The 12,372-nt window shown below is 37.3% G+C and carries 12 protein-coding genes; 8 read left to right on the top strand and 4 right to left on the bottom strand.

Annotated elements, in window-relative coordinates:
- Positions 1-34: 34 nt before the first annotated feature.
- From HCX49_RS20135 to HCX49_RS20120, 4 genes are all read right to left on the bottom strand, one after another.
- Positions 35-805, bottom strand: a complete 771-nt coding sequence (locus HCX49_RS20135) for an SDR family NAD(P)-dependent oxidoreductase (RefSeq protein ID WP_132771734.1) — start codon at positions 803-805, stop codon at positions 35-37.
- Positions 805-1,929: a DUF4861 family protein gene (locus HCX49_RS20130; protein ID WP_132771733.1), complete on the bottom strand. Its 1,125-nt coding sequence runs from the start codon at positions 1,927-1,929 to the stop codon at positions 805-807. The genes HCX49_RS20135 and HCX49_RS20130 overlap by 1 nt, the downstream gene beginning before the upstream one ends.
- 5 nt (positions 1,930-1,934) lie before the next feature.
- On the bottom strand, positions 1,935-2,780 hold the full coding sequence (gene kduI / locus HCX49_RS20125) for a 5-dehydro-4-deoxy-D-glucuronate isomerase (RefSeq protein ID WP_021189180.1): 846 nt from the start codon (positions 2,778-2,780) through the stop codon (positions 1,935-1,937).
- A gap of 86 nt (positions 2,781-2,866) precedes the next feature.
- Positions 2,867-3,778: an AEC family transporter gene (locus HCX49_RS20120; protein WP_132771732.1), complete on the bottom strand. Its 912-nt coding sequence runs from the start codon at positions 3,776-3,778 to the stop codon at positions 2,867-2,869.
- A gap of 396 nt (positions 3,779-4,174) precedes the next feature.
- Here HCX49_RS20120 and surE point away from each other — a divergent pair, with 396 nt between their 5' ends.
- The 8 genes from surE to HCX49_RS20080 all read left to right on the top strand — a co-directional run bounded on the left by surE (position 4,175) and on the right by HCX49_RS20080 (position 12,267).
- Positions 4,175-4,945 (top strand): 5'/3'-nucleotidase SurE, encoded by a 771-nt coding sequence (gene surE, locus HCX49_RS20115; RefSeq protein ID WP_021189178.1) that lies wholly within the window; start codon positions 4,175-4,177, stop codon positions 4,943-4,945.
- A gap of 1 nt (position 4,946) precedes the next feature.
- Positions 4,947-5,207 carry a hypothetical protein gene (locus HCX49_RS20110; protein WP_132771731.1) on the top strand — a complete coding sequence of 87 codons (261 nt, stop codon included), beginning with the start codon at positions 4,947-4,949 and terminating at the stop codon, positions 5,205-5,207.
- Positions 5,204-6,076 (top strand): menaquinone biosynthesis family protein, encoded by an 873-nt coding sequence (locus HCX49_RS20105; protein ID WP_132771730.1) that lies wholly within the window; start codon positions 5,204-5,206, stop codon positions 6,074-6,076. The genes HCX49_RS20110 and HCX49_RS20105 overlap by 4 nt, the downstream gene beginning before the upstream one ends.
- A gap of 141 nt (positions 6,077-6,217) precedes the next feature.
- Positions 6,218-9,514, top strand: coding sequence for a preprotein translocase subunit SecA (secA, locus tag HCX49_RS20100; protein ID WP_132771729.1), 3,297 nt, complete (start codon positions 6,218-6,220; stop codon positions 9,512-9,514).
- Positions 9,515-9,538: 24 nt separating this feature from the next.
- A complete protein-coding gene (locus HCX49_RS20095; protein WP_021189175.1) occupies positions 9,539-9,997 on the top strand; it encodes an SPOR domain-containing protein in 459 nt (152 codons plus the stop codon).
- A 10-nt stretch (positions 9,998-10,007) separates the two neighbouring features.
- Positions 10,008-11,198 carry a M20 family metallopeptidase gene (locus tag HCX49_RS20090; protein WP_168127981.1) on the top strand — a complete coding sequence of 397 codons (1,191 nt, stop codon included), beginning with the start codon at positions 10,008-10,010 and terminating at the stop codon, positions 11,196-11,198.
- 5 nt (positions 11,199-11,203) lie between these two features.
- Positions 11,204-11,773 (top strand): thiamine diphosphokinase, encoded by a 570-nt coding sequence (locus HCX49_RS20085; RefSeq protein ID WP_132771727.1) that lies wholly within the window; start codon positions 11,204-11,206, stop codon positions 11,771-11,773.
- The gene (locus HCX49_RS20080) at positions 11,770-12,267 is read left to right on the top strand and encodes a GNAT family N-acetyltransferase (protein WP_021189172.1); all 498 of its coding nucleotides are present in this window, start codon (positions 11,770-11,772) and stop codon (positions 12,265-12,267) included. The genes HCX49_RS20085 and HCX49_RS20080 overlap by 4 nt, the downstream gene beginning before the upstream one ends.
- Positions 12,268-12,372 lie beyond the last annotated feature (105 nt).

Below are 12,372 nucleotides of genomic sequence, written 5' to 3'. Positions count from 1 at the left end.
ATCTAATAAAAACAAATCTCTCTACATCTATTTGTTATCTACCCATCCAGCCACCATCTACGGTCAGAATTGTTCCATGAACATAGTTAGACGCTTCAGAGCTCAGAAATAATATAGGTCCTTTGAAGTCTTGAGGTTCTCCCCATCTTGCGGCAGGAATTCGACCTAAGATAGAAGCAGAACGCTCCGGATCATCGCGCAATGCCTCAGTATTATCTGTTGCAATATATCCCGGAGCAATAGCATTCACATTGACACCTTTGGAGGCCCATTCATTTGCAAAAGCTTTCGTGAGCGATGCAATCGCACCTTTTGAAGCCGCATATCCAGGTACATTGATTCCGCCTTGAAAAGAGAGTAAAGATGCTGTAAATATGATCTTTCCTGTTCCACGTGAAATCATGTCTTTACCTATTTCTCTGGTTAAGATAAACTGAGCATTTTGATTGATCTCGATAATTTCATCCCAATACTCATCCGGATGTTCTGCTGCGGGTTTGCGTAAGATATTACCGGCATTGTTGACTAATATATCAATGACAGGATGTTGTTCTTTTACCTTAGTAATAAATGCATACAAGTCATTTCGCTTTGAAAAATCACATTGATAGGCATGGAATTTTCTACCTAAAGATTCAATAGATTTTTGAACAGCAGAATTTTCTAGTTCTAATGTTGCAGATACACCAATTATATCTGCTCCAGCCTCAGCTAATGCCTCGGCCATAGCTTTGCCAATTCCTCTTTTGCAACCTGTCACAAGGGCTATTTTTCCTGTTAAATCAAATGATTGTAGTATGGACATTATTTTTTATAGCTAATGGTTAATGGTTTTTGTATTTGTTCTGATGCTTGTTGCAAATAAGCTTTCCAAGCATCCATATTTTCAATTTTTCCGGCTTTGTTGAAGGTTGCGCCAATATAATAAGTCAGGGTCTGATTATTTTTAGCCGCTATATTCCATAAAAATTGAGTTGGAGTATCAATAAAATCTTTCTTTACATGTGGTAAAATGATCGCTGTTCCCGTAATATTGCCTTTATTCTCTGGTTCCCAGTAAGCAAAGAAGTTTTCTTTTTTATAAATCGTGTAATTAGGATTTGCTTCTTTTCGCTTGGCGATACCCAATACGATAGGTGTCTCAGCAGCGGTTGCATTATGCATATTCACATTAATTCTACTTAACTGACTTTCAGCATCAATTGATATCTCTTTTTCAATACTGATCATCTGACCTTCTATTTCTTGAGGCTCATAAATTAATTTGAAAGTACTGCGTATAGGACCATTGTCCAGGACTTCTGATCGACGGTAGTGTTTTGTGTATTGAATTTGACCATTAAAGTATAGTGCCATATCACCTACCCCAAGGGTTTGTCCTACAGAATAATAGTCGAGACCTTTACCGTGATCGGCATGATAATCACCTGTTTTATACCACTCATCAATAATTAGATCGTTGGTCCGTTTTGACCAAAAATCAAAACCTTGTGCATCTTCAGAAGTCCCTTCTAAAGCTTTACCATATGCTCGAAAAGCTACAACATTGTTTTCCCATGCAAAATCATCTTTTCGTTCAGGAACATAGCGCGCATATGTTTTGCTTGCTGTCTTTACAGGTGCAGTGGCGGTAACAGCAAGTTCAATTTTTGCTTTCGGAGCAATGTGAACCGCAATCAGTACATTTTGAGGTGTTGATTTTCCGCGCTTTTCCAGTTGATAGATGACCGGTTTTTTCGATTCTTCTTCCAAAATCGAAAAAACGGTATCTTTTAGTTCAAAGTGCTGTTTAAATTTTTCGTAAGGAATACTCACGACTTCTTTTCTCTCAAAAGAAGAAGTATTGTGGATGAGTAATGAGCTCTTATTTTGGGCAGATAAACTAGATGTAATACCGAGTAATAATGCCACCGATAATAATGATTTCATAGTATTTATTTTAAATCTGTAATTGCAGATTTGTCCATATCGTCGTAGTCGAGGTTTTCTCCTGCCATTCCCCAGATAAAAGTATAGTTACTGGTACCTGCTCCAGCGTGAATTGACCAAGGGGGAGAAATCACAGCTTGTTCATTTTTCATCCAAATATGGCGTGTTTCATCTACTGGACCCATAAAATGTGATACCGCTTGACCTTCGGGAACTTCAAAGTAGAAATAAACTTCCATTCGACGGTCATGGGTGTGTGCAGGCATCGTATTCCAAACAGATCCTGGTTTTAGCTCTGTCATACCCATTTGAAGTTGACAGGTATCAACAATCTTATTCAGTAACATCTGATTGATTGTTCTATGGTTTGCTGTCTCAAGAGATCCGAGTTCAATTTTATTAGCCGACTCTTTCGTTACTTTTTTTGTGGGGAAGGTATGGTGAGCAGGAGTTGAATTTAGATAGAATTTTGCTGGATTCGAGGGATCATTACTATTGAAGTAAACATCTTCTACACCTTTTCCGATATATAAGGCCTCTTTGTAGCCTAATTCGTAGGTGGTACCATCAACTTCTACTTTTCCAGCTCCACCAACATTAATAATTCCAAGCTCTCTTCTGCTGAGAAAGAAAGGTTCTTTCAACAATGCTGGAATCGTTTCCAATTTTATTTTTTCAGCAACCGGCATGGCACCTCCAGCCATGTAGCGGTCATAGTGTGAGTAAGTAAAATGTATCTGATCTGCTTCAAAAATATTTTCTATTAAAAAGTTCTCTCTTAAAGACTTTGTATCAAGTGTTTTACATTCATTTGGGCTAATTGCGTAGCGCGACTCATAATTCATTTTCATATTCTAGCGTATTTAAGAAACATGCTAAAAATAACATATAAATAGATCATAAGCCACAATAATCTTCGCAATCGATATCGGAGACTTTAAATAAATATTGAAATGATATAAGACCAGATGGCTGTTGTCAATAGACTTAAGATAATTCCTAAGCCAATAATGAGATTGATTAATTTCGTGTTTAGCCTAAATTGTTGTACCACCATACTGGCTGTAATTAAAGTCGGCATAGCCGCTTCCATAATACTCACACGGGCGATATCCCCCTTAACATTGAGTAACAATGCGGCGATAAGAACAATCGCAGGCGCTAACATCAATTTATACAATAAGGTCATCGAAATTTGAGAAATCTCTCTCTTCATGCCTTTAAATTGCAACTGTAACCCCACAGAAAATAATGCCAAGGGCGCGACTGTAGATGCGATCTTATCAAAAAATGGTTCGGTAATACTCAAATCCACGTATTGTGCCAATACAAGGGCAAGTATGCAGGCGATAAAAGGAGGAAAAGTAACAAGTCTTATTAATAGGGCACCAACCTTAATCCCTTCATTATTGCTCCGGTCTCCCTTGATGGCACAAATAATCCCAACGGTAGACAATAGCATGAAATTTACCTGATCGCAAATAATAGCAATACTTAGATTCTGCTCCCCATAATAGGCAATAATTAAAGGAAAACCAATAAAAGAGGTATTGCTGTATGCCGACGACAATTCCAACGTACTTCTTGACCGCTGACTATAGCCTTTATAGCGACAATACAGTTCCATAAAGAGCCAACTCCCTGCAACAACAAGTATAGGGGATAGGACAGGGAAAAAAAGTTGCATACTCCAGGTGATCTGGGGAATATATTTAAAAGATACGGCAGGTAAGGCGATATATAAAACCCATATATTAATGCTTTTTGAAGCATTTTCAGGAATTAATCTAAAATGCTTAAATAGCATTCCAGCACAGACACAGAATATAATAAGTATAAAATTGACCATTTTAAATTGGAAAACGATATGAATGGTCGAAGTTACTCAAAAGAGAAATTGACTTTATATTTTTTAGAATATATATCGGATAAAAATCATCTTTTTTTAATGCAGTTCTGCTGGTAGATATAGGGCAATTATATTTTGAACATATTATAATTTCATGTAGTGATACTACAGGAGTAATAGAGGGTTTCTAGAGGGTTCATAGAGGTAAATCTATAGAAACCCTCTATAAAACCTAAATAATATCTGATATAAATCTCATAAAATATTTAATGAGATACCTATATGTGCATCAGATGTCCTTTAAAAAATATGAGTTAAGGTCTTTTTAATGTATAAAAAGAAAAAGCAATAGGTTAAAAGCTAACGCTTTTCTTTTTTTCTTCCTAAATTAGCATCATGACAAAGAAGAAACCAACCATCTTGGTTGTGAATGATGATGGCATTACAGCTCCAGGGATTAAAGTTTTAATTGAAGAAATGCAAAAAATTGGCCATGTGGTGGTCGTTGCTCCCGATAGCCCGCAATCGGGTATGGGACATGCCATTACGATCGGGCGACCTTTGCGTTTAGACCGTATTGATCTTTATGAAGGGGTTGAGATGTATAAATGTTCTGGAACTCCGGTAGATTGCGTCAAATTGGCCGTAAATAAGATCTTTAAGGGGCGTAAGCCTGATGTATGTGTCTCTGGTATTAATCATGGGCTCAATCATTCGATCAATGTTTTATATTCAGGAACGATGTCCGCTGCGGTTGAGGGAGCAATAGAAGGAATTCCGTCTATTGGATTTTCTTTAGATAATTTTGATTACGATGCAGATTTTTCTCATTGTAGATCCTACCTGGTATCAATCACCAAGCAGGTGTTGGCAAATGGTCTTCCAAAAGGTTCTTTGTTGAATGTTAATTTTCCTAAAGATGAAGCCAAAGGTATAAAGATCTGTCGTCAGGCAGGTGGACATTATGTTGAAGAGTTTGATGAGCGTGTCGATCCTAGAGATCGGGATTATTATTGGATGACTGGCAGGTTTGAGTTGGAAGATCGTGGAGAGGATACTGATTCATACGCATTAAGCAAAGGTTATGTTGCTATCGTACCCACACAGTTTGATATGACTGCCCATCATGTTATTCCTGAATTAAATTCTTGGGGATTCGATAGTTAATATGAAAAACAATTTAGGCATAGGGATTTTGTTGGGTGCCATTGCACCCATGATCGCTTATTTACTTTCTACCTATACAACGCTTTTTGAAAAAACGATATCGGAAAAGCCGATGTTAATTTATGCCATAGCGGTATTTATCAACTTATTGGTTATACGTTTTTTGTTTAAAGGAGAAAAAGGTGCCTTAGCAAAAGGAGTCTTGGTCGCTACATTTATAGCAACCATACTTTATATTCTTACACATAAATTATCCATATGAAATTGACATTGGGTTTTTCACCATGCCCGAATGATACGTTTATTTTTGATGCACTTATTCATCATAAAATAGATACAGAAGGACTAGAGTTTGACATTGTATATGAAGATGTCGAAACCTTGAATTTAAAAGCCTTTAAGGGAGACTTGGCCGTCACAAAATTAAGTTACCACGCTTTTGCTTATGCTGTTGAAGATTATGAGCTATTGGACGCCGGTAGTGCATTAGGTTTTGGAGTAGGACCCATGTTAATTACGAAAGATGAAGAGCTGGCTAAAGAGCTTCAAGAAATATTGTCATCCAAAACGGTATTAACGAAAGCACTAGCAGAATTACGGGTCGGTTATCCCGGGAAATATACGACAGCTAATTTTTTATTGGGTTTGGCATTTCCTGAATTGAAAAATAAAAAGGAACTTGTTTTTTCAGAAATTGAAGGTGCTTTGTTAGCCGGCGATATAGATTTAGGATTGATCATTCATGAAAACCGCTTTACTTATCAGGAAAAGGGCTTATTTAAAGTGGTTGATTTGGGCGATTATTGGGAAAAAACGACAAATTGTCCTATTCCTTTAGGTGGTATTGTTGTTAAAAGAAGTATTCCTCAAGATATTAAAGAAAAATTGAACCGCGTTTTGAGAGCGAGTGTCGAATATGCTTTTGCAAACCCGACATCAGGTCTCGAGTTTATCAAATCGCATGCTCAGGAGATGAGCATCGAGGTGATGTATAAACACATTGAACTTTATGTCAATAAGTACTCTGTAGAACTTGGAAAAGAGGGGCGTTCGGCGATTGAAATCATGTTTAAGAAGGCTCAGGATATGGGCTTTATCCCTAAAACGGAAAAGAATTTATTTTTGTCATAAAAAATAGTAAAAAATATAGATATAGTGTGTTAGATATGATATCTAATAACTAAATTTGCCCGATTAGTGTCAATTTGTCTGCAATTTTAGTTTGGAGTCATTATTGAATGAAAGTCATAAATTGAGATAGAAAAGAATATTATGTTAAAATTTTTAAGTAAATTATTTGGAAGTAAATCCGAGCGAGATATTAAGGCGGTCCAGCCAATTGTAGAAAAAATCAAATCGGAGTACGAACAACTTTCGCCGTTAAGTGATGATGAATTGCGTGGCAAAACCGCTGATTTCAAAAATAGAATAAAAGGATATTTAGCAGATATTGATAAAGAGATTTCTACTCTAAAGGCTGAAGCTGAAGATGATAATTTGGACATGTCACAAAAGACAGCGATATACGAAAGTGTAGATAAATTATCGAAAGACCGTGATAAAAAATTAGAAGAGGTTTTAATGGATATTTTACCAGAAGCATTTGCTGTGGTAAAAGAAACATCAAGACGTTTGGCAGAAAATAAACAATTAGTCGTTACTGCGACAGATTTTGATAGAGAACTTGCTGCGCAAAAGCAAAATGTGGTTATTGAAGGAAATCAGGCAACTTGGAAAAATGTATGGTTAGCTGCAGGAACTGAAGTAACTTGGAACATGGTGCATTATGATGTGCAATTAATTGGTGGTGTTGTTTTGCATCAGGGTAAAATTGCACAAATGGCAACTGGTGAGGGTAAAACATTAGTTGGAACCCTTCCTACTTATTTAAATGCATTAGCTGGTAATGGTGTGCATATTGTTACAGTGAATGATTATTTGGCACGTCGTGACTCGGAGTGGAATGCACCACTCTTTGAATTTCATGGATTGAGCGTAGATTGTATTGATAAACACCAACCAAACTCGCCGCAAAGACGTAAAGCTTATGCTTCAGATATTGTTTACGGTACGAATAATGAATTTGGTTTCGATTATTTGCGTGATAACATGACGCAGACACCCGATGCTTTGGTACAGGGTAAGTTACATTTTGCAATGGTGGATGAGGTCGATTCAGTTTTAATTGATGATGCGCGTACGCCATTGATTATTTCAGGTCCTATCCCACGTGGTGATCAACATGAGTTTTACCAATTAAAACCACGTATCGAACGTTTGGTAAATGCACAAAAAGCATATATCAATACGGTTTTGAATGAAGCTAAGAAAGCAGTTAAAGCTGGAGATATCGATCCAGAAAAAGGTGGTTTAGCATTATTTAGAGCTTATCGCGGTTTGCCGAAAAATAAAGCTTTGATCAAATACTTAAGTGAGGATAATCACCGTCAGATTTTGCAAAAAGTGGAAAACTACTATATGCAAGAGCAGAATAAAAATATGCCTAAAGCTGATGCTGAATTGTTTTTTGTAATTGATGAAAAAAATAATCAAGTAGAATTAACGGAAAAAGGTATTGAGCTTATTACTGCTTCGGGAGAAGATCCTTCATTCTTTATCTTGCCAGATGTAGGTTCTGAAATTGCGGATATCGAAAAAGCAGATATTCCTTTAGAGGAGAAAGCTGCTCGTAAAGAGGAGTTATTACGTGATTATTCTATCAAAGCAGAGCGTATTCATTCAATCAATCAATTATTGAAGGCATATACTTTATTTGAAAATGATGTTGAATATATTGTTGACGAAGGAAAAGTAAAAATAGTAGATGAGCAAACAGGACGTATCATGGATGGTCGCCGTTACTCTGATGGATTACACCAGGCAATCGAAGCAAAAGAAAATGTGAAAGTAGAAGATGCTACACAGACATATGCAACGATTACCTTACAAAATTACTTCCGTATGTACCACAAACTTGCGGGTATGACGGGTACAGCTTCTACTGAGGCTGGTGAGCTTTGGGAAATATATAAATTGGACGTTGTAGAAATTCCTACAAACCGCGTTGCTTTACGTGATGACCGTCAAGATTTTATTTACCGTACTGCTCGTGAAAAATATAATGCCGTTGCGGAAGAAATCCAAAAGTTAACTGAAGCGGGAAGACCTGTGTTGGTCGGTACAACTTCTGTTGAGATCTCTGAATTATTAAGCCGTATGCTTCAATTACGTAAGGTAAAGCATAATGTCTTAAATGCAAAATTACACCAAAAAGAGGCCGATATTGTTGCGGAAGCAGGTCAACCTGGACAGGTAACTATTGCGACAAACATGGCTGGTCGTGGTACGGATATTAAATTAACAGATGAGGTGAAAGCTGCAGGTGGTTTAGCGATCATCGGTACAGAACGTCACGAATCTCGTCGTGTTGACCGTCAGTTACGTGGTCGTGCTGGTCGACAAGGGGATCCGGGATCATCGCAGTTCTTTGTTTCTTTGGAAGACAACTTAATGCGTCTTTTCGCTTCTGAGCGTATCTCTAACATCATGGTTAAAATGGGTGTTGAAGAAGGTGAAGTGATGCAACATAGTATGTTGACAAAGTCAATCGAAAGAGCACAGCGTAAAGTAGAAGAAAACAACTTTGGTATTCGTAAGCGTTTATTGGAGTATGATGATGTGATGAACTCACAGCGTACAGTTATATACACAAAGCGTAAGAATGCATTGTTCGGAGAACGTTTAGACGTCGATTTGAACAATATGATTTTTGATGTTGTTGAAGAAATTGTTGTTGATGCTAAAGAAGGCGGTTCATATGAAGATTTTCAAATTGAAGTAATCCGTATATTTGCTGTAAATCCAGAGATTTCGGAAGAAGAATTCACAAGTCTAAAGATCGAAGCGTTAACAGATCGTTTGTTTGATCAGATAATCAATGCGTACCACACTAAATTAAATACGGTAGCGGCACATACGATGCCAGTATTGCAAAATGTATTTGAAGAGCGTGGTAATGTTGTCGAAAATGTTGTTATTCCTTTCTCCGATGGTCTTCGTGGCATTCAAGTTGCTACAAATTTGAAGAAAGCAATAGAAACAGAAGGAAGAGAAGTTTTCAAATCTTTTGAAAAAGGTATTGTTTTAGCATTAATTGATGAAGCTTGGAAAGAGCATTTACGTGAAATGGATGACTTAAAACAATCTGTTCAGAATGCTGTTTACGAACAAAAGGATCCGATCATTATCTATAAAATGGAAGCATTCAACTTATTTAAGTCGATGCTGGCGACCATGAATAAGGATATTGTAAGCTTTATCTTTAAAGGTGAGATCCCTGGACAAAATATGCAAAGTGTTCCAGAACGTTCTGTTCAAGCTGCTCCGGTACAGGTTAAAGCGACAAAAGCAGAGCTGGAATCTCCAATTGGAGTAAGTGCTGAGGATGTAGATACCCGTGATTTGGGCCCTACACAGCCTATCCGCAATGAAAATGCAATTGGCCGCAATGATGACTGTCCTTGTGGTTCTGGTAAGAAATACAAAAACTGTCACGGCGTTAATAGCTAGGCAGTGTTTTAAAAAAATATAATAATGCTTAAGAGAGGATTGATAGTTGTTTTTGCTTTAGTTGCTTTTACTTTTTCGAAAGTAAAGGCGCAACAAAATGAAAATGTAGTTGTCGTAAAAGATACATTAATTACGCTATTACAACACGTTAGGGCAAATATGGGTATCAATCCTGTCGAAAGCAAACCTGTTGCTGTACCAACTAAACCGACTGTAAGAAGCGCGGCTACGCGTACTACGGTTCGTGGTTTTAGGGTTCAGATATTTGCAGGCAGTGATCGTAACAGTGCTTTCTCAGAGCAGGCGCGATTTAGAAATATGTATAAAGATATTGATACCTATATTAATTACGATGAACCTAATTATAGGGTTAAAGTAGGAGATTTTAGGAGTCGATCTGAAGCAAATAATTTTATGAATTTGCTGCGTCAACAATTTAAGAACGTCTTCGTATTCTCTGAAAACGTTTTTGTTTACCAATAATCTTATTAAAATGGCAAGTATTAAAGATAAAGTTAATGCCTTAGCCCAACAGTTTTTCCACGAAGCAGTTCAAATGAGGAGACATCTTCATCAGCACCCTGAACTTTCTTTTGAAGAGTACAGTACTTCGGCATATGTCAAGTCTGTTTTGAATGCTATTGGAATTCCCTTTGAAGAAATGGCTGATACGGGTGTAGTTGCCTATTTAACGGGTGACATCGTTTCTGATGAAGTGATTGCTTTACGCGCTGATATGGACGCTTTGCCTATCCAAGAAGTGGAAGGCAGGACTTACGGTTCTCAAAATCCAGGTGTCATGCATGCCTGTGGACATGATGTGCATACCTCATCTTTGTTAGGTGTGGCCAAAATACTGCACGCATTGAAATCGGAATTTGGAGGAGTTGTAAAATTGATTTTCCAACCAGGAGAAGAACGTCTTCCGGGTGGAGCATCCCTCATGATTAAAGAAGGAGTTTTAGAAAATCCTATTCCTTCAGCCATTATAGGTCAACATGTTATGCCTTTTATTGAGGCAGGTAAAGTTGGCTTTAGAGAGGGGAAGTATATGGCTTCTTGTGATGAACTTTTTGTGACAGTAAAAGGTAAAGGAGGTCACGGTGCCCATCCGCATCAAAATATTGATCCAATTGTTATCACAGCGCATATCATAACGGCACTGCAACAGATTGCGAGCCGATTTGCCGACCCAAGAACCCCTACAGTTCTTTCTTTCGGAAAGATCATTGCAAATGGAGCTACAAACATCGTTCCTGACGAAGTTTATCTTGAAGGAACCTTTCGTACGTTTGATGAAGATTGGCGCGCTGAGGCTCATGAAAAGATGGTTAAAATGGCAACAGGTATTGCAGAGAGTATGGGTGCGGTTTGTGATTTTGATGTACGTAAAGGATACCCGTTCCTAATTAACAATCCTGAACTGACAAAAGCAGCAAGAGGTTATGCTGAAGAATATCTCGGTAAAGAAAATGTTTTAGATTTAGATCTTTGGCCTGCGGCAGAAGATTTTTCCTATTACTCGCAGGAAGTAAATGCCTGCTTCTACCGTTTAGGGACAGGAAATAAGTCGAAGGGTATCCAGTCTGCTGTTCATACGTCATCTTTTGATATTGATGAGGATGCATTACAATTGAGCATTGGTCTTATGGCTTATATGACATTAAGACGTTTAGGTCAGTAAAGTCTATGTCGTCACATCATATTGTTCGAGAAAGGCAAGAGCCGGCACTACTGATAACGGATATTTATAGTATTGACAAAGAGTTGGTTGGACAGCTTTTAGAATGGTCTCCAACGATCGTTACGGATGTCAACTCTTATGAAGCTGTTACTTCTCAGGCCTATAAGGTAGATATCATCTTCACTCCGGGGCTCATGGATTTCCCGCAGGAGCATGTAAAGGCTGTTATTTATGAAAAAAATTTTATAGCCAGTGCTTTGAGTTATCTTATTGAGGAGGGGTACAAAGCTGTAAATATATTAGGATCTGGATTTGATCAGACAGTATTGGAATATTTTGCACCAATGATTGATATTGTATGGTTGCATCACGAAACGAGAACTATCTTTGTTCAATCGGGATTTGAGAAATGGATGCCTGCTGGGGATGAGCTTTTTATAGGGTCTGTACTGAATGACTTGGAGACAAGTGGTTTGCAAGCGATTGGAGAAAATCACTTTAGAACAATTCAAGATGGTTTTTTTAGGTTAGAATTTTCATCACCAAAATATTGTTTATTGACAGAAAAATTATGAGCGCAGTAATTATTAAATCCGCAGGAAAAGATGAAGCGGCATTTATTAGTAAAATTGGACAGCAAAGTTATAATGAAACTTATCCTGCTATTCTAACGCAAGAACAAATTGATTTTATGTTGAATAAAAATTACACTGTTGATGCTATTCAGGCTTTAATGGACAGTGGTCAAGATTTTTATTTACTGTATGAAGGTGCTGTACCCAAAGGATTTGTTGCTGTTCAAAATAAGGAACAATCGATTTTGAGAATAGAAAAACTTTATCTGTTAGCTGAAGATAAGGGAAAAGGTTATGGAACGAAGTTCTTAAATTTTGTAGCTGATCTGGCTAAATCAAGAGATTTAAAGCTTTTAGAGCTAAATGTAAATCGGGGTAATCCGGCTTATCATTTTTATTTAAAGCAGAGTTTTGTTGTAACGGAAGTTGTTGACATCCCTTATTATGGTTATATTTTGGATGATTATGTTATGCAAAAAGACCTCACGCTTTAACGGTTTATTTTCGTAATTAAGTAGTATATTTCCTCTATGAATTAATAGCTTTTAATGGCAGAGGAGAGAACATAAATTGTTTTTATATGTGACAAAATTATGTTG

It is taken from the genome of Sphingobacterium sp. B16(2022) (assembly GCF_012030425.1).
In the GTDB taxonomy this organism is placed as follows: Bacteria; Bacteroidota; Bacteroidia; order Sphingobacteriales; family Sphingobacteriaceae; genus Sphingobacterium; species Sphingobacterium anhuiense.
This window is presented reverse-complemented; position numbering and strand designations above follow the sequence as displayed.

Coding starts and splice junctions, on each gene's coding strand:
- HCX49_RS20135 (WP_132771734.1), bottom strand. CDS start 805: ATGTCCATACTACAATCATTTGATTTAACAGGAAAAATAGCCCTTGTG.
- HCX49_RS20130 (WP_132771733.1), bottom strand. CDS start 1,929: ATGAAATCATTATTATCGGTGGCATTATTACTCGGTATTACATCTAGT.
- kduI (WP_021189180.1), bottom strand. CDS start 2,780: ATGAAAATGAATTATGAGTCGCGCTACGCAATTAGCCCAAATGAATGT.
- HCX49_RS20120 (WP_132771732.1), bottom strand. CDS start 3,778: ATGGTCAATTTTATACTTATTATATTCTGTGTCTGTGCTGGAATGCTA.
- surE (WP_021189178.1), top strand. CDS start 4,175: ATGACAAAGAAGAAACCAACCATCTTGGTTGTGAATGATGATGGCATT.
- HCX49_RS20110 (WP_132771731.1), top strand. CDS start 4,947: ATGAAAAACAATTTAGGCATAGGGATTTTGTTGGGTGCCATTGCACCC.
- HCX49_RS20105 (WP_132771730.1), top strand. CDS start 5,204: ATGAAATTGACATTGGGTTTTTCACCATGCCCGAATGATACGTTTATT.
- secA (WP_132771729.1), top strand. CDS start 6,218: ATGTTAAAATTTTTAAGTAAATTATTTGGAAGTAAATCCGAGCGAGAT.
- HCX49_RS20095 (WP_021189175.1), top strand. CDS start 9,539: ATGCTTAAGAGAGGATTGATAGTTGTTTTTGCTTTAGTTGCTTTTACT.
- HCX49_RS20090 (WP_168127981.1), top strand. CDS start 10,008: ATGGCAAGTATTAAAGATAAAGTTAATGCCTTAGCCCAACAGTTTTTC.
- HCX49_RS20085 (WP_132771727.1), top strand. CDS start 11,204: ATGTCGTCACATCATATTGTTCGAGAAAGGCAAGAGCCGGCACTACTG.
- HCX49_RS20080 (WP_021189172.1), top strand. CDS start 11,770: ATGAGCGCAGTAATTATTAAATCCGCAGGAAAAGATGAAGCGGCATTT.